Source organism: candidate division TA06 bacterium (assembly GCA_004376575.1).
In the GTDB taxonomy this organism is placed as follows: domain Bacteria; phylum Hydrothermota; class DG-26; order E44-bin18; family E44-bin18; genus E44-bin18.
In genome coordinates, this window is sequence record SOJN01000063.1 from 36,248 (window position 1) to 52,992 (window position 16,745).

16 protein-coding genes are annotated in these 16,745 nt (G+C 51.1%); all 16 read left to right on the forward strand.

Features of this window, described 5'->3' with window-relative positions; all coding sequences use genetic code 11:
• Window positions 1–9 precede the first annotated feature (9 nt).
• Window positions 10–1,092: a phospho-N-acetylmuramoyl-pentapeptide-transferase gene (locus E3J62_05020; protein TET46206.1), complete on the forward strand. Its 1,083-nt coding sequence runs from the start codon at window positions 10–12 to the stop codon at window positions 1,090–1,092.
• Between the two features lie 9 nt (window positions 1,093–1,101).
• Window positions 1,102–2,466: a UDP-N-acetylmuramoyl-L-alanine--D-glutamate ligase gene (murD, locus tag E3J62_05025; GenBank protein TET46207.1), complete on the forward strand. Its 1,365-nt coding sequence runs from the start codon at window positions 1,102–1,104 to the stop codon at window positions 2,464–2,466.
• Window positions 2,333–3,598 carry a putative lipid II flippase FtsW gene (gene ftsW / locus E3J62_05030; GenBank protein ID TET46208.1) on the forward strand — a complete coding sequence of 422 codons (1,266 nt, stop codon included), beginning with the start codon at window positions 2,333–2,335 and terminating at the stop codon, window positions 3,596–3,598. The genes murD and ftsW overlap by 134 nt, the downstream gene beginning before the upstream one ends.
• Complete coding sequence (gene murG, locus E3J62_05035) at window positions 3,586–4,704, forward strand: undecaprenyldiphospho-muramoylpentapeptide beta-N-acetylglucosaminyltransferase (protein TET46209.1); 1,119 nt, start codon at window positions 3,586–3,588, stop codon at window positions 4,702–4,704. The genes ftsW and murG overlap by 13 nt, the downstream gene beginning before the upstream one ends.
• A complete protein-coding gene (locus E3J62_05040) occupies window positions 4,689–6,092 on the forward strand; it encodes a UDP-N-acetylmuramate--L-alanine ligase (protein TET46210.1) in 1,404 nt (467 codons plus the stop codon). Before murG ends, E3J62_05040 begins: the two co-directional genes overlap by 16 nt.
• A gap of 11 nt (window positions 6,093–6,103) precedes the next feature.
• Complete coding sequence (gene murB, locus E3J62_05045) at window positions 6,104–7,000, forward strand: UDP-N-acetylmuramate dehydrogenase (GenBank protein ID TET46211.1); 897 nt, start codon at window positions 6,104–6,106, stop codon at window positions 6,998–7,000.
• 4 nt (window positions 7,001–7,004) lie between these two features.
• Complete coding sequence (locus E3J62_05050) at window positions 7,005–7,766, forward strand: FtsQ-type POTRA domain-containing protein (protein ID TET46212.1); 762 nt, start codon at window positions 7,005–7,007, stop codon at window positions 7,764–7,766.
• A 14-nt stretch (window positions 7,767–7,780) separates the two neighbouring features.
• Window positions 7,781–9,016, forward strand: coding sequence for a cell division protein FtsA (ftsA, locus tag E3J62_05055; GenBank protein TET46213.1), 1,236 nt, complete (start codon window positions 7,781–7,783; stop codon window positions 9,014–9,016).
• A gap of 114 nt (window positions 9,017–9,130) precedes the next feature.
• Window positions 9,131–10,285: a cell division protein FtsZ gene (gene ftsZ / locus E3J62_05060; GenBank protein TET46214.1), complete on the forward strand. Its 1,155-nt coding sequence runs from the start codon at window positions 9,131–9,133 to the stop codon at window positions 10,283–10,285.
• A gap of 169 nt (window positions 10,286–10,454) precedes the next feature.
• A complete protein-coding gene (locus E3J62_05065) occupies window positions 10,455–10,835 on the forward strand; it encodes a response regulator (GenBank protein ID TET46215.1) in 381 nt (126 codons plus the stop codon).
• Window positions 10,836–11,198: 363 nt separating this feature from the next.
• Complete coding sequence (locus E3J62_05070; protein ID TET46216.1) at window positions 11,199–12,083, forward strand: hypothetical protein; 885 nt, start codon at window positions 11,199–11,201, stop codon at window positions 12,081–12,083.
• A gap of 32 nt (window positions 12,084–12,115) precedes the next feature.
• Window positions 12,116–13,168, forward strand: coding sequence for a hypothetical protein (locus E3J62_05075; GenBank protein ID TET46217.1), 1,053 nt, complete (start codon window positions 12,116–12,118; stop codon window positions 13,166–13,168).
• 25 nt (window positions 13,169–13,193) lie between these two features.
• On the forward strand, window positions 13,194–13,628 hold the full coding sequence (locus E3J62_05080) for a hypothetical protein (protein ID TET46218.1): 435 nt from the start codon (window positions 13,194–13,196) through the stop codon (window positions 13,626–13,628).
• A 185-nt stretch (window positions 13,629–13,813) separates the two neighbouring features.
• Window positions 13,814–15,193 carry a sigma-54-dependent Fis family transcriptional regulator gene (locus tag E3J62_05085; protein TET46219.1) on the forward strand — a complete coding sequence of 460 codons (1,380 nt, stop codon included), beginning with the start codon at window positions 13,814–13,816 and terminating at the stop codon, window positions 15,191–15,193.
• A gap of 686 nt (window positions 15,194–15,879) precedes the next feature.
• Window positions 15,880–16,401, forward strand: coding sequence for a hypothetical protein (locus E3J62_05090; GenBank protein ID TET46220.1), 522 nt, complete (start codon window positions 15,880–15,882; stop codon window positions 16,399–16,401).
• Window positions 16,402–16,448: 47 nt separating this feature from the next.
• A partial coding sequence (locus E3J62_05095; GenBank protein ID TET46221.1) for a hypothetical protein occupies window positions 16,449–16,745 on the forward strand: 297 nt, incomplete at its 3' end.

Here is a 16,745-nt window from a genome sequence, read left to right on the forward strand (position 1 = left end):
CTACAGCTTATGCTCTATCATCTACTATATCCACTCAGCAGATATGTCTCTTTCTTTAACGTATTTAAATACATAACCTTCAGGGCAGCCTATGCCGCTGTGACGGCTCTCATTATGGCGTTTATCGTAGGCCCGGCAATAATACGGAGGTTGGAAAGGTTCAATGTCAGGGAGAAGATAAGTGATGATCTGCCAGAATGGCATAGATCGAAAGAAGGTACCCCAACCATGGGGGGGCTAATCCTCCTCTTGACTTTTGTCGTTCCTGTGCTCCTCTGGGCGGATTTGACGAACAGATTCATCCAGCTCATTTTGATAGCCTCAATCTGGTTGGGGGCCATGGGTTTCGCTGATGACATGTTGAAGTTCAAAAGAGGGAAAGGGATGGGAGGGAAGTATAAACTCCTTGGTCAGTTCGCGCTCGGTTTGGTGGTGGGGTTGAGTCTGATTCTGGGTCCAGTCAAGGAGGGATATGCTACCAAGACGAGCCTCCTCTTCTTGAAAAACTATTTTCTGGATTTTGGATGGTTCTACATACCATTCCTTGTTCTAGTGATCGTCGGTTCTTCAAACGCAGTCAACCTTGCCGACGGCCTTGATGGACTTGCCATAGGAATGGTGGCCATCGCTTTCGGTGCCTACGCTATCCTGGCATACCTTACGGGACATGCCAAGATAAGCGAATACCTGAGTATTCTCTTTCTCCCCGGGGCAGGAGAACTTTCGGTCTTTTGCCTTTCCGTAGTGGGGGCCTCTCTGGGGTTTCTCTGGTTCAACGCAAACCCTGCCAAGATTTTCATGGGTGATACCGGCTCTCTTGCCCTCGGGGGTGCTATTGGTACTGTTGCCGTACTCATAAAACATGAGATGCTCCTTCTGGTGATAGGAGGTGTGTTTGTGGCAGAGACGGTTTCAGTCATGCTGCAGGTAGCTTACTTCAAGAGGACTGGCGGGAAGAGGCTTTTCAAGATGGCGCCTCTCCATCACCATTTCGAGCTTTCAGGGATACCAGAGCAGAAGATAGTGGTGAGATTCTGGATAGTAGCGATACTCTGTGCCCTTGTCGGTCTATCCACCTTGAAGATAAGATGAGACAAGAAGATGGATGTAAAGGGGAGGAAGTTCTCAATTATAGGGCTGGGAAGGAGCGGTGTTGCAGCCGCCAGGCTCCTTATGAGGAAGGGTGCAGAAGTGTTTGCAAGTGATGTGAGGGAAAGATCTGAGCTGACAGCGGTGGCGGACGAACTGGAACGGTTGGGAGTTCGACTCGAGTTTGGCCGGCATTCGGAGAGAATATTGGAGAGTGAGAGCATAGTGGTCAGCCCTGGGGTCCCATCCGACACACCCGTTCTCAAGCAGGCAAAAGAAAAAGGGAAGGCGGTCATATCAGAGGTTGAACTTGCGTACTCTTTCCTTGAGTGTCCCATGGTTGCTGTCACAGGGACAAACGGGAAGACTACGACTGCCGCGCTCATCAATCATGTTCTTGAAAGAGAGGGTCTTCGTACTGCCCTCGGCGGAAATGTCGCGCCAGGCATCCCCATGAGCGGTCTTGTGGGCAAGCCACTTGATTTTGCAGTGGTGGAAGTTTCAACCTTTCAGTTGGAAACAATAGACAGATTCAGGCCACACGTGGGAGTACTCACAAACATTGCTCCTGACCACCTTGATAGGCACGGGAGCTTCGAAGAGTATAAGAGGTTAAAGGCAAGGCTGTTCTCCAACCAGACAGATCAAGACTTCTCTGTTCTCAACGCTGATGATGAGAATGTGATGGATGCGACGGAGGCTGTAAGGTCGAGGAGAGTCTTCTTCAGCATAAGTGGAAGGGTGGATAGTGGGGTGTGGGTTGCTGAAGGCGACATACGATTCCGAATCTTAGAAAGGTCGGGCCGCATATGCTCCAGCTCTGAAATCGCGTTGAAGGGCGAGTTCAACCTGGAGAACAGCCTTGCAGCATCTGCTGCCTGCCTTCTGTTGGGCGTAGAAAAAGAGACTATTGCTGAAGCGTTGGCGAGCTTCAAAGGTGTTATACACAGGCTTGAGGAGATAGGGGAAATTAGAGGAATCACTTTCGTCAACAACTCTATGTGCACAAACCCGACTGCAGCCTCGAAGTCTCTTGCAGCCTTCAGTGAGCCTCTGGTACTGATAATGGGAGGCAAGGACAAGGGGTTCGACACAGATCTGCTCATAAAGAGTGTGGTGGAGAAAGCGAAACACGTAGTACTGATCGGTGAGGTTGCCAAAAGACTGTCAAAGGAATTGGAAGTGGCTGGCTTCAGCCGATATGAGAGTGCCAGCTCTATGAGTGACGCATTTAACAAGGCCTATGCCGCTTCTACAAGTGGGGACACAATCCTTTTGTCTCCTGGATTTGCCAGTTTCGACATGTTCAAGAACTTTGAGGAGAGAGGGTTTGCATTCAAGGAGGCCTTTGCCCAACTCAAGTCGAAGTCTCAGTGATTATCAGGCTCGTCCTGACCTGGGGCTTTTCATAGGTATGCTCGTTCTTGTAGGATTCGGAACGATAATGGTTTACTCATCGAGCGCCTTCTATGCGTGGGCCACGTCCGAATTCGGCAGTGGGTTCTTCTTTCTCAAGAGACATCTCATCAGGCTTGGGGTGGGGCTGTGCGCGATGGTGGTGGCTGAGAAGATCGACTACCGGTTCTGGTCGAGGATAGCAAAGCCGCTCCTGGGTGTGTGTATGCTTCTTCTGGTGGCAGTGCTCATTGTTGGTTCTGGCCGGTCACACGGGGCGAGCAGGTGGCTTCGTATCTCTTTTGTTTCTGTCCAGCCTTCTGAATTGATGAAGGTCTGTCTGGTCATATTTCTGGCTTCATACGTGGTATCTGCACGAGAAAATATGAAACATTTCAGTCGAGGTTTCCTTCCTCCCCTTGTTGTGCTGGGCATTATTACAGCGCTGGTCGTCAAGCAACCGAACTTCGGTACCGCGGTTGCCCTTCTTTTGATAGGCTTTTTCATGCTATATATTGGCGGTTCGAGGGTACATCACCTCGTTGGGGCAGGGATAGCTGGCGCGGTCGCCGTTGGATTGATTGCCTATGGAATACCCTATGCGCACCACAGGATTGTGGGATTTATGGGTGCGGCCTCGGGGAGCCTTGACGGTAACTATCAGCTCAGACAGTCGCTCTTGGGTATGGGGTCTGGAGGGCTGTTCGGAGCGGGATTGGGCGGGAGCAGGGCGAAGCTCCTCTTCCTTCCCGAACCGCACACAGACTTCATCTTTGCGGTTGTAGCAGAGGAACTGGGTTTCATAGGGGCCATAGTTCTCATGGGTACTTTTCTATTTATTCTGGTGAGGGGGGCGCAGATCGCACTCTCTTCGCCGGACGATTTTGGCATGTTTTTGGCGGCTGGTCTGACGATTTCCATATTCACCTATGTGTTGTTGCACATAGCAGTGGTGGTGGGAGCGCTTCCCACCACAGGTCTACCACTCCCATTTCTCAGTTTTGGGGGTAGTGCCCTGTTCACAAATCTTGTTTCTGTGGGGATTCTCCTGAACATATCGAAGAGGCGCCAGAAATCTAAGGCACCCCACTATGGCAGGAGATGTCTAAGGTGAAGGTGCTGGTGGCGGTTGGAATGACCGGTGGTCACATATTCCCAGGCATTGCTGTGGCTGAAGAGTTGAAGGCATTCGATTCTGGTTGTCAGGTTGTCTTTGCAGGCTCAGGTAGGGGAAGAGCGAAAAGCCTGGTAGCAAGGGCCGGCTACAATTTCATAGCAGTCGGCGCGCGTGGATGGGTTGGCGTTGGAACAAGGGGGAAGATGTTGTTTCTGTTTCTGATGGCGATGTCTCTGGTTGCCGCTTTTCTTGCTCTGCTCAGAGAGAGACCGCAAGTGGTCGTGGGGACAGGAAGCTATGCGACAGTTCCTTTTGCCGTGTCAGCACTCCTGATGGGCATACCAACGGTCCTTCTTGAGCAGAATGTGGTGCCTGGCAAGGCGACGAGGTTGCTCTCTCATTTTGCCAGAGAGGTTCACGTCGCCTATGGAGAGAGTACTCGACACCTGAGCAAGAGGGCGAGGGGCATTGTCTCGGGAAATCCGGTCCGCAGGTCTCTTTTCGCTCCAGACCGCAAGAGTTCAATAAAAGAGTTCGACCTTGATGCGAATTTGAAGACGGTGTTCGTATTCGGTGGAAGCAGAGGTGCGCGCTCCATAAACAGAGCTTTTGCAGACGCAGCACATGTTCTATCGGAGCATGATGAATTGCAGTTCATTGTTCAGACTGGAGAAGACGACCTTCAGTGGGTGAGGGAGGCTTGCACCAAGGCAAAACTGAAAGCCTACACAGCGCCATTCATACATGGCATGGAGTTGGCTTATGCGTGCGCAGACATTGTGGTTTGCAGAGCCGGAGCCACAACTGTTGCTGAACTTACTGCTCTTGGCCTCCCTTCAATACTGATTCCATACCCTTATTCTGCAGGTGGACACCAGGAGAAGAATGCGATGATGCTCCAAAAGGCGGGCGCCTCGGTTCTTGTCTACGACCGGAGACTCACTGGAGAAATACTCGCCTCTCTGATACTCGAGACCCTGAAGAGTGAAGCGAGGCTCGCAAGCATGGCAAAGGCGGCGAAAGCATTGGGCAGGAGAGATGCAGGAAGACATATTGCGCAGTCGATTCTGAATGCAGGTAGGAGAGAGTGTTCAGGAAGATAAAACATATGCATTTCGTGGGTATTGGTGGAATAGGGATGAGCGGAATCGCAGAGGTTCTGCTGAATTTGGGATACACAGTGACAGGCTCAGACTTGAAAGAGTCTCCAATAACGGAAAGGCTTTCCAGTCTCGGAGCGAAAGTTTCCACGGGTCATTCTCCCCACAATGTGAAGGATGCCGACGTGGTTGTGTACAGCTCCGCGGTCAAGCCTGACAACGTAGAACTGGTGGAAGCCAAGTCACGGCAGATACCAACAATAGCGAGGGCAGAGATGTTAGCTGAACTGATGAGGATGAAGTACGGCATAGCGGTGGCTGGAACCCATGGCAAAACGACAACCACCTCTATGATTGCAAGGATTCTTACTGAAGGCGGCTTAGATCCTACCATTGTCGTTGGGGGCAAGTTGAGGAGCTTGGACACCAATGCCAAGCTTGGAGCAGGTGAGTACCTGGTGTGTGAGGCGGACGAAAGCGACAGATCATTCCTGAAGCTTTCACCCACCATTTCTGTCATAACAACTCTCGAAGAAGAACACATGGAAAGCTATAGAGACCTGGAAACTGTTGAAGACGCCTATGTTCAGTTTGCAAACAAGGTTCCATTCTATGGATGCGTAGTGCTTTCGCTTGATGAAAAGAACCTCCAGAACATACTCGCCAGGATTGAAAAAAGGTGCATTACGTACGGCATGAAGACCCAGGTGAATGTGAAAGCAAAGGGTGTAGTTTTTGAAGGGTTCGGTTCTAAGTACGTGCTTCAAAGCAACGGGGATACGCTGGGTGAAATCAGGCTTGGCGTTCCTGGTCTACACAATGTATACGATTCTCTTGCCGCTTGCGCTGTGGGGCTCGAACTCGGGCTGGATTTTTCTGTTCTCACCAGGGCGCTCGCTGAGTTCAAAGGAGTGAGAAGGCGCTTTGAGATAAAAGGGGAGGTGGATGAAGTAACGCTCATCGATGACTACGGTCATCACCCCACTGAGATTGAGGTGACGCTGGAGGGAGCAAGGCGGGCATGGCCGGGCAGAATCATAGCCGTATTCCAGCCGCATCTCTACTCCAGGACAGCCAGACTGGCAGATTCCTTTGGAAGAAGTTTCTACAATGCTGACCTGGTTGTTGTTACCGACGTCTATGGCGCCAGAGAGGAGCCCATACGTGGTGTGAGTGGTAGGTTGATAAGCGATGCGTGCACGGCCAGCGGGCACAAGGCCGTAAACTATGTTGAGGATATGGCGTTTGTGGCCAGGTGGCTTCTGGACATTGTGAGACCTGGTGACATGGTGCTCACCATGGGCGCTGGAGACGTGTATAAAGTCGGCGAGGAACTCCTCAAATTGCTAAAGGCGAGAAGCGAGAATTCCAAAGCCCGCGCAACTAGTTGAAGGTGTGCAAAATGGGAGTCCTGTACGAGAAACTGAAGGAGTTGTTTAAGGGTGAAATGGCTGAGAATAAGCCCATGTCACGCCACACGTCTTTCGGCATAGGGGGGCCGGCAGAGATCTACTGTAGGCCCAAGAACGAGGAAGATCTTTCTGGACTTCTGCGGTTTGCACGCTCAGAAGGTATCGACACTCTGGCGCTGGGGAATGGCACCAACATACTTGTGAAAGATGGGGGTATCCCAGGCATAGTTATACACACTGCTTTTGAAACGCTAATCCTGGAGGGTGAGATCCTTACGGCAGGGTCAGCCCTTTCCCTGGCAGACCTACTGGAGTTCTGCATTGAGAACTCCGTGGCCGGTCTGGAGTTTATGGCCGGCATACCCGGTTCTGTAGGAGGAGCACTGGCAACAAATTCAGGTGCATACGGACACGATTTCGGCGAGAGGGTGGTATGGGTAAGAGGTGTAAACATGGACGGCAGTGCGGTGGAACAGTCTGTTGGAGGCGAGGAGTTCGCGTACAGGGGCTCCAACTTCAAGGGGAAGATGGTCATAGAAGGAGTGAGAATCTCGGTTGAGAAGGGTGAGTCTGAGACTCTGCGAAGAGAGATATCAGAATACCTCGGTAGGCGGAAGAAAAACCAGCCTATTGGTGAGAGGAGTGCAGGTTGTATCTTCAAGAATCCAAAGGGCCTTCACGCCGGTAAACTGCTCGACTCAGTGGGGCTTAAGGGGAAGACCCATGGTGGCGCAGAGGTTTCGCAAATACATGCCAATTTCATAATAAACAGGGGTGGGGCATCTGCGAAGGATGTTCTCTATTTAATTGAGCTGGCCAAAGATGCTGTGCGTGAAAAGCAGGGTGTCGAACTTGAACATGAAATCGCTATCGTAGGAAGGGACTAGTGGGATGAACAGTTCCCATAGGCAGGTGAAGAAGAGAAGAACCAGGAAGCTCAGAGTGAGAGTCACATTCATTCTGTTCGTTCTCGGCCTTCTTGCTTCGGGTGGCTGTGGAATGTACAGGCGTGCCAGAGATTGGCGAATTTTCTCAATCAGCCAGATAGTGGTGAGGGGAGTGGGTGAGGAGTACGTGACCAGAGTGGCTGATGCCAGTGGGATAAAACGGGGCAGGTCGATGCTTGAACTGAACCCGAGAGAGATAGCCAGAAGGCTGGAGTCGCTCGACTTCGTGAGGAGGGCGTATATCAGAAGGAGGCCGCCCGGGAGAGTGATTCTCGATATCTCGGGCCGGAAACCTTTTGCCCTCGTGAATGGAAACATTGTTGTGGGAGAGGATGGAAGAGCAGTCTCTTCAGATGTGAAGGGGTTGGACCTCCTGGTCGTAGACTGTCCCTTGAGGAAGGGCGAGGGAGGATTTGAAAGTGTGGATCCTGGGCTCTTGCAACAGGCTTTCCTCGTCCTTGCTGCAGTTGAGAGCCTTGGTGTGAAGAGAGTAGATGTCACCAACCTGGATGACGCGAGGGTGTTGCTTGCAGATGGAACGCTCCTTCGTCTGGGATCAGGGAGATTCTGCGAGAAATCAAGGATGATCGCCCTGGTTCTAAGAGACCTCAAAGAGAGGAACGGGAAGGTCTCAACAATTGATGCACGCTTTGATTCTCAGATCTTGGTGCTAAGGCAGGAGTCTTTGCGTTCTCGAAAAAACTAAAAGGTGGTGGAAAAATGGGAAGAAGCACGGTGATCGTCGGTCTTGATTTGGGCACAACAAAGATTGCAGCCATAGTTGCCGAAGTTAGCGAGAAGGGAGAGGTGAATGTTGTAGGAGTGGGCACCAGCCCTTCAGATGGGTTGAGAAGGGGAGTTGTGGTTAACCTGGAGAAGACAGTCAATTCTGTGAAGAAGGCGGTCCATGAGGCGGAACTGATGGCTGGAGTCAGAGTTGACGAAGTCTACGCCGGGATCGCCGGCGACCACATCAGGTCTATTAACTCCAGAGGCGTGATTGCGGTCACCCGCTCTGGGAACGAGATTGGACAGAGTGATGTGCACAGGGTCATAGAGCAAGCGAGAGCCGTCGCCATCCCCATAGACAGAGAGATCATACATGTGATACCTCAGGAGTTCGTGGTTGATGACCAGACAGGGATCAAGGATCCGGTGGGCATGGCCGGGGTCCGGCTTGAAGCAGTAGTCCACATTGTGACCGGAGCTGTGACGTCCGCGCAGAATATCTACAAGTCGATAGACCGCGCGGGGATGAAGATTAGGGACCTCGTTCTTCAGCCGCTCGCAGCAAGCTATGCTGTTCTCGACCCCGAAGAGAGAGAGCTGGGTGTCGCGATTATCGATATTGGAGGCGGGACTACTGACATAGCAATCTTCTACGACGGATCTATCAGGCACACATCAGTGGTGGGACTGGGCGGCTCAAACATCACCAACGACATAGCCATAGGCTTAAGGACGCCAAGAACTCGTGCAGAAGAGATAAAGATGAAATATGGCTCTGCAATGGCCTCTCTCATTGACCCTGAGGCGAAAATAAAGGTACCAGGAGTTGGAGGAAGGGAAGAGAGGGAGGTCTCAGCGCAGGTTCTGGGGTCAATCATAGAGCCGAGACTTGAGGAGATACTCTCGCTGGCCCACCGTGAGATAAAGAAGACCGATTATGCAGATCTGCTTGGTGCTGGAGTTGTCTTAACTGGAGGGACAGCACGGATGGTGGGGATAGCCCAGCTGGCAGAACAGATCTTTGATCTTCCTGTGAAGGTGGGCATACCAAAGGGTGTTGGCGGTCTCACCGATTCTGTGACAGACCCTCTTCACGCAACGGGGGTCGGACTGGTTCTCTATGGGTATGAGAACAGGTTCAAAGGAGGATTGACTGGAGTGACCGACCACAACCTGTTCGATAAGATTGTGGACAAGATGAAGAACTGGTTTGGAGACCTATTCTAGTAATCAAATAAAACTGGAGGAAGGAGGTGTTTTGCGGCTTCAGTTCTTTGAGGAGTTCAGATCAAAGTGGATTCAGTTCAACAAGGTGGTGTGGTTTGTGCAAGGGGGTGGGACATGTTTGATCTCGTTGAAAATCTAAAACAAAACGCCAAGATAAAAGTGCTGGGAGTGGGAGGCGCAGGAGGGAATGCTGTCAATAGAATGATAGAATCCGGTCTGGCCGGAGTCGAATTCATTGCAACAAACACTGATATCCAGGTCCTTTCCATGTCCAAGGCAGATGTGAAGATCCAGCTCGGAGTGGAACTCACCAAAGGGCTGGGGTCCGGCGGAGATCCTGAAATCGGGAGAAAAGCAATCGAAGAGAACATAGACGACGTTGCAGATGCAATACGAGGAGCTGATATGCTGTTCGTGACTGCTGGATTGGGCGGCGGCACAGGTACTGGAGCCTCTCCCAGGGTTGCTGAGGTTGCCCGGGACCTGGATGTTCTCACGGTCGCTATCGTCACCAAGCCATTCGATTTCGAGGGGACGAAAAGGATACGCCAGGCTCAGGTTGGTGAGAAGGAGCTCAAAGGAAGGGTGGACACTCTGATAGTGATTCCCAATCAGCGGTTGCTTGCAGTGGTGGGCAACCAGACACCCATATATGAGGCGTTTCAGGTGTGCGATGAGGTGTTGCTTCAGGCAACAAGGGGCATTTCAGATCTGATAACTGTGCCCGGCCTCATCAACCTCGATTTTGCAGATGTGAGAACGATCATGTCCGAGACCGGAGAGGCCCTCATGGGAGCAGGATCTGGCACTGGCGAGAACAGGGCTCAGGCTGCAGCAACAGAAGCTATCGGCTGTCCGCTCCTGGAGGATGTTTCCATAGAAGGGGCAAGCGGCATTCTGGTCAACATAACTGGAGGACCTGATCTCACCTTGCACGAAGTAAGTGATGCTACCACCGTGGTCTGTGAAGCAGCAGGCAAGGAAGCGAACGTCATATTCGGTGCAGTCATTGACAAGGCGCTGGAAGGTTCTGTCAGAGTGACAGTTATTGCCACTGGACTACCATCAAGGAAAGAGGATCAGATTTCAGAGGTTCTGGAGGCGAAGCCATCGGAATTTGGTCCACTCAGGAACCAGGCATTGGACATGCCAGCCTTCCGGAGAAAAGACGTACTCTCAAAGAGTAAACTTCTGCAAAAAAGGGACATTAGAGATTTCAGCACAGATGAGCTGGAAATCCCTACTTTTATGAGGAGGCAGATGGACTAGATCTCAGCCACTTTCGCTCCGTGCAAGAAGTGCAGAATAGGCCAGCCGATAAGGGGTCAATCTAGACCGTTTCTGCGCCGCTAAGTACAGGGAAGTAAAGGCGTTGTGCATTGTGACCCGTTGATGGCATATATCTTGCTGCGTCATGTTGGAGTGAGAAGGGGGTGTGATGGAGAGGGTACTTGTGGTGGATAAGGATCAACTCTCAGCCAGGTCCATTGTGGGCGCGGCATCTGGCATTGGAGTCGGAGTCGATCTTTGTGAGGGGACGACCGAGGCGTTGAAGAGGTTGAAATCTCACAAGTACTGTTCGGTGATTGTTGACATCGATAATGCCGGGACAAACCCCACCGATGTCGTAAGCGCTTTCAGGGGCGCTTCTCCAGGGACGAGCATTATTACCTTCACTGCCAGAAACCGCCTGGAACTTGAGAGGAAGATCAGGTTGAAAGGCGTCTTCTACTATATGGTTGGACCGCTCAGCGAAATCGAATTCAAGGAGGCCTTAGAAGGTGCCGTAAGGGCAGCCGATCACGGTCGATTTGAATAGTAACGTTTTGTTGTAACGAAATAGCCCTGGTTTTGCGGCCGGGGCGTTTTTTTGCCGAAATTTCGCAATTTGCTTTCATGACGCGATAGATTTTCGCCTTTGGCAAGTACTGGCCGTCTTTTTTTATACCATTTTTGGAATGAATTAGCTTCTGCCATTCTGGCAGTTTTGCACACTCCTGTAATCGCAAAAAGACAGAAGTTAAGTTTTAGGGGCAGTTAGGTTCCCAATCCCGCCTCATCCGGCACGCTCTAAAACCGCCTGCACAGCCCATCTTCCCACGAAGCGCTCTCTTGAACCTCTAGGACGCTGATAGGGCACGGTTTTTGCAATAGTCTTGGGCTGGAGGCGTCAAGAGGAAAAATGAGTAGACACAAGAGAGCTGTATCTAAGCTGATTCTGGCAGGAGGAGGGGCCCTCGTGCTCCTCATTCTGGTCTGTACGGAGGCTGAGGCTGTCTCCATCAACTGGGGTACAGCAGGTAATCCCATCTACGGTGAAGGTGGGGTGGGATCCGACCTTCTCGCGAGGGGTGATGTGGTCCAGTTGATTTGCGACAGAGCCCAGGACGGTATTGATCCGCCTGGGAAGGACGGAATGCCGACAGGTGATGATGAACTGATACATACGTCCTATATAGGCCACGGAAGCTTTTTTGAGGGTGAGTTCTCTGACAATGTGCTCACGGGGATTGTGGGTATAGGCGATTTCCTCTACGTGAGAGCGTGGAATGACTCGGTGCTGTTGAGAGCCGCCCGGTTTGGGGACACTCGACAGCACGATCCTCAAGAATGGGTTGTTGACAACAGTATTCAGTTTACGCTTAACGCCACTGAGAATGGATCTTGGGCAGCCACCTTCTACAAGCTGAAGATTCTCTCCAAGAGATTGAGAGCCTTCCGCCCGGGGGCGAGTCCAGGTGTGGCGGACCTGGTAGATTTGGGTGATGGTGCAGCCATTTTGTACCTCAACCGACCCAATCCATTCAGCAGCTCGACAATGCTCGGGTTCAGCTTGGTAGGATGCGCGGCTAGCTCGAGGGCAGAACTGAAGATTTACGCTGTTAGTGGTTCTCTGGTAAGAAACTTGTTTTCTGCAGAAAGCGTTCAAGGTGATCGGTGGGTCATCTGGGACGGTAAGGATGATTCTGGCAGTGATGCAGGGAGCGGAATATATATCTGCAGGCTGAGGATTTTCGATGGAACGCGCACTGCAGAACTTTTGGCGAAGTTGGTCTACGCGCGGTGACTGGCGCATGAGAGATAAGGGAGATTGCTATTGTGAGATCTAGTCCAAGTGAGAAGAAATTTGCCATCTTGGTGCCACTGGCAGTTGTCTCTGTGACTGTAGTACTGGCTGCCTCGGTTGTGAGGTTGACGGCCTCAAGCTTGGAAGCCCGAGTGATGAACTTCTACAGGGTTCAGTCTGAATATGTGGCCAGAGCCGGTGTCGCAGAGGCGCTAACCCGGCTTGCAAATGGTGAGATTCATGACCCTGATGAGGGGAATCCTGATTGGAGAGCCGAAATATGTGTAGGCTTGAGAACAGAGAGTTCTCCTCCAATTTATCGATATACAAGTTATCAGACCGACCTTAGTTACGGGACACTCAAAGACCCGGTTACTGTGACGTACCTGTTGGATCGGGGAAGCATAGTCTACTTTGACCCGGATAGTAAGATGAAGACGACAAGACCTGGTGACTATCCCGTATATGTGGCTCAGGCCGTAGGTGGTAAAGGGAGGTCTGCCAGTAGATTCAGAGGTGAGTACATAAGCTATCCATTTCAGCCTCGAATGGAAGAAGCGTTCATCTGCGAGAGTTGGCCAAAGCCTCTTTCCAGGAACCGCATCTGTTCAAACGAGCATGGCACACACCTTCCGGCGTTGACGCGACCACCGTTCTGTGCGAGGTACCACGTTTCGAGGAAGGACGACCTGCCGGTTCCTTCTGGTCGCATTCCCAGTACTAGTGAGGTTCTGGGAATATCTCCTGCCGAGCTGATTACCGTTTTGAGAGCGGCCAGTGTAAACAGGAGCCTGGAGAACGAACCCGTCGGAATAACATTTTTCTCCACGCATGCACGGTACGACAGAAGCGTGTCGGGTTCAGGGCTCCTCTATGTGGTAGGTAATTTGGTCGTTAAGGGCGACTTTCGTTTCAATGGGTTGGTGTATGTGGAAGGTAGTGCCAGTTTTGCTGGGGATGTTTGGGTAGTTGGGGGGCTGGTAGTCAGCGGGCACTGCAATGTTGGCCCTACTGTGCTGTACTCAAGAGAGGCGATTGTTGAGTCTATGAGGAATTCAATTCTAGTGGATCTGTCTAGGATATGAGGAATCAAGTTCTTGGAGGTGAATTATGGAACACAGAGTTCTAGTCATTGGAGATGATGAGCACAAGAAGGAGGAGCTCTCGGGTCTCACCGCTGTATTCGGGATGCCATCCGACAACTGCAATTGGTCTGATCTCGCTGTGAAGAGGTTGAAATCCTTTCGATACTCCGCTGTGGTGGCTGACATAAGTGGTGGAAACCTTTCACCAGAAGACTGTGTGACTCTGGCAAAGGCCGCAGCTCCGTATACTCCAATCATAGTTGTTGCAAGCGAAAACGATCTTGACACCGAAAGAATCGTAAGACAGATGGGGGTATTCTACTACATGGTTAGACCATATCACAGAGAAGAATACATTGAAGCGCTTGGTGATGCTGTCGAATTCGCCGCGGGCCTCAGATCAAAAGAGGTTATTGCTTCAGAGATTCTTTCATCTGTTGGCAAAGACGAGTGGAGGTGAGACTATGTCCGGAGCGATTCTGATTGATCGGAAACTCGAGGATACCATTTTGGTGGGTGAGAACGATGAAACCAAAAGCGTAGCAGATGCTCGTTTTGAGGAGGAGGTTAACTGGATCCTTTTGAAGTTGCATCTAGAGGCTTTTCATACACTGTCCAGGTGAAGTTTATCTAGGAGGAACTGTTTTGTCTTTCACAGTTTTGGCCATACGCGAGGACAAGTACAAAGAGTCTGTAGAAAATATTCTGAACGGTGATCAGTACGATACAATCTGGGCAAAAAATGAGGATGAAGTGATCGAGCATGCTGCATCCGGAGTGGGTGGACTGATTCTTTTCGATGCAGACATGCCATACGTGGAGAGAGAGAATCTTCTGGAGAGACTTAGGAAGGTGAATGGCCATCTGAAGGTGGTGGGACTTACAAAGGATCCCACTCTTACAGATGCGCTGGAAACCCTGCGGATGGGGGCCGATGACTACATTCACATTCCTTCGGAACTGAGAAGACTGAGGAAAATTGCGGATAGCGCCTACAAGAAGTGGGTGAAGTCGCGCGACCAGAAGACTCCCTATGACGGGCACAAGAAAAGGTACGCGTTCGATGCCGTGATAGGTGAAAGTGACGGGATAAAAGAGGTTCTCCATATTGCCAGAAAGGTTGTGGAAACTGGTGCGAGCCCGGTGCTGATCCGTGGTGAGACAGGAACCGGCAAGGAACTGATTGCTCGTGCAATACATTACAACAGCTCAAAAGCTGACCAGCCGTTTGTTGAGATTAATTGCACGGCCATTCCTGAGACCCTTTTGGAGGCGGAGCTCTTTGGCCACGAAAGGGGAGCCTTCACTGACGCCAAGAGGCAGAAGAAGGGCCTCTTTGAGCTGGCCGATGGGGGAATGCTCTTTCTGGACGAGATTGGGAAGATGTCCGTCAATCTCCAGATCAAACTTCTCAAGGCAATTGAGGACAAGCGCTTCAGAAGGCTTGGTGGCACCAGTGACATAAAGGTCAAGGTGAACATCATGGCCGCGACCAACATCAACCTGGAGGAAGCGCTTAGCGAAGGTACTTTCAGAGAGGATTTGTACTTCAGACTGAACATGGTGTGTATAGAGGTACCGCCTCTGAGGAAGAGAGGGCGTGATGCGATTATCCTGGCGCGCCATTTTATCACCAGGTTCAACGAGGAATATGGGAAGAATGTTACTGCCATGTCGCCAGACGCTGAGGAGTGCTTGTTGAACTACTCCTGGCCTGGTAATGTACGGGAACTGAAGAATGTGGTGGAGAGGTCTGTTCTTCTTGGTTCAGGCGACCTGATAACCCTGGAGTCGCTTCCACCCGCGTTGAGATCTGGAAAGAGGATTCGCGAAAACATGGGCGCCGGGAACATTATCGTGCCCATTCCTCCAGGAGGCATCTCTCTAGCTGATGCCGAGAAGATCCTGGTGAAATCAATATTGAAAATCACAGGATGGAACAAATCGAAAGCCGCCAGGATACTGAAGATCTCCAGGCCCAGATTGGCACGAAAGATACAGAAGTACGAGATCGTTAAGGAGTAGATGTAACAGAACACTACAGTCCTTTAGCTGTCCTTGGCGACTGCAAACAATCCGGTTGGATTGTCTTAGGCACTGCACATCACCATCCTACAGAAGGCGTTGGGATTCCTGGGCGTAATTGTCTGTCTTTGAAACGGTTGGCCTTGGTCCTTCGATTCATGAATTCGATGACGAATCCATTTACTCAAGACTAGTGCTGAGTGAGCAACCTGGGGCAATGTCCCTTGAATGGAACGTCGCTGTACTTGCGAATCGAACCACTCAAGCAACAGAATTGGTCACGGCTGAGATGAAATGTTTCGGAATCGTACCTTCAAATCCACGAGAGAGATGGGAGACTTGTGGGCTAAGTCTTTGAAGATCCGACGGATATGGCTGTCGAGGGGCGGCGGCATGGAATTTGCAAACAGATAAACCTGGAGTTGTTTGTCTTTGAAAGGCTGAGATTTATTAGCACTAGAGAGGTTCGGGTTTTGAGAATGGTCCAGGGGGACAACAGAACGATCTTGCACAGGCTTTTTCTTGCCCCCCTTCTTCTTTCTTTTGCTGGTCTCGGAGGCGAGCACTAAACCCTGTTGAGAGCTTTCAAGTAGTGGCTCAGATTGAGACTAAACGTAAAGGAGGTGTGGCGAGGTAGGCAAGCTTTTTCTAACACTTTTTCCTAGTAATCCGGAAGGGGTGATAGCATGTCTTCTTTAGGGAAAAAGGCAGCGGCTGCACTCATTGGACTCGTTGGCATAGGTTTTGTGGTGGCGGGGTGTGGTGAGTTCGACGTTCCCTCGAGTGCTACTAATGGAGTCGAGAATATCCGATTCTTTCGTGACACGAGGGCAACCCTGGGGCCCAGCTACGTTGAAAAAGTGATCAAGGCCGAGGACGGGGGCACACTGACGCTCAACAGGTACACTATCGTTATTCCACCAGGAGCGTTGGAACGCAACACGAGGATATCGATTTCCGAGCCGATGCCCGGGTATGTCCTGGGAGACTTCGGTCCTGAAGGGATCCATTTCAAGAAGCCCGTAGAACTCTCGATGACATATCAATTCCTCGATCTGGGCGGTATTCAGGAAGATCGACTCACCATCTACTGGTTCAATCCTGAAACAGAAACCTGGTTCGATCTTCTAGCTCACGTTGACAAAGAAACACAGACCGTAACATTGGAGATTGACCATTATTCGCGCTATGCACTTTCTGATCACTAGAGTCGGTAGAGACCGACGGCTTACACAACTTTTTGGAGGGATGGCCGTTGAAAAAAGAGAAAATTCCCATAGAGGAACTGACTGTCCTTGTGGAGAGGATGAGGTCAGCTGTGGATGGCTCTCCGTCCGGCTCTGGATCAAGTGACAGGCTAAGGAAGTGCTCAGTCGATGAGGTGCTGGCTATTCTCAGGTCTGCCTGTTCAGTGAGAGCTGAAGACGAGCTGGATCCTCGGCCCAAGAGACCTTCAGAGTATTTCGATATTGCGCTTGGAGCTCTCGGGAAGAGCGGCAACTCTCCTTCAGAGGAAGAGGGGATGCTGCGCCTGATCTTCGAGATGGGCAAG

Coding starts and splice junctions, on each gene's coding strand:
- E3J62_05020 (TET46206.1), top strand. CDS start 10: ATGCTCTATCATCTACTATATCCACTCAGCAGATATGTCTCTTTCTTT.
- murD (TET46207.1), top strand. CDS start 1,102: ATGGATGTAAAGGGGAGGAAGTTCTCAATTATAGGGCTGGGAAGGAGC.
- ftsW (TET46208.1), top strand. CDS start 2,333: ATGCCGCTTCTACAAGTGGGGACACAATCCTTTTGTCTCCTGGATTTG.
- murG (TET46209.1), top strand. CDS start 3,586: ATGTCTAAGGTGAAGGTGCTGGTGGCGGTTGGAATGACCGGTGGTCAC.
- murB (TET46211.1), top strand. CDS start 6,104: ATGGGAGTCCTGTACGAGAAACTGAAGGAGTTGTTTAAGGGTGAAATG.
- E3J62_05050 (TET46212.1), top strand. CDS start 7,005: ATGAACAGTTCCCATAGGCAGGTGAAGAAGAGAAGAACCAGGAAGCTC.
- ftsA (TET46213.1), top strand. CDS start 7,781: ATGGGAAGAAGCACGGTGATCGTCGGTCTTGATTTGGGCACAACAAAG.
- ftsZ (TET46214.1), top strand. CDS start 9,131: ATGTTTGATCTCGTTGAAAATCTAAAACAAAACGCCAAGATAAAAGTG.
- E3J62_05065 (TET46215.1), top strand. CDS start 10,455: ATGGAGAGGGTACTTGTGGTGGATAAGGATCAACTCTCAGCCAGGTCC.
- E3J62_05070 (TET46216.1), top strand. CDS start 11,199: ATGAGTAGACACAAGAGAGCTGTATCTAAGCTGATTCTGGCAGGAGGA.
- E3J62_05080 (TET46218.1), top strand. CDS start 13,194: ATGGAACACAGAGTTCTAGTCATTGGAGATGATGAGCACAAGAAGGAG.
- E3J62_05090 (TET46220.1), top strand. CDS start 15,880: ATGTCTTCTTTAGGGAAAAAGGCAGCGGCTGCACTCATTGGACTCGTT.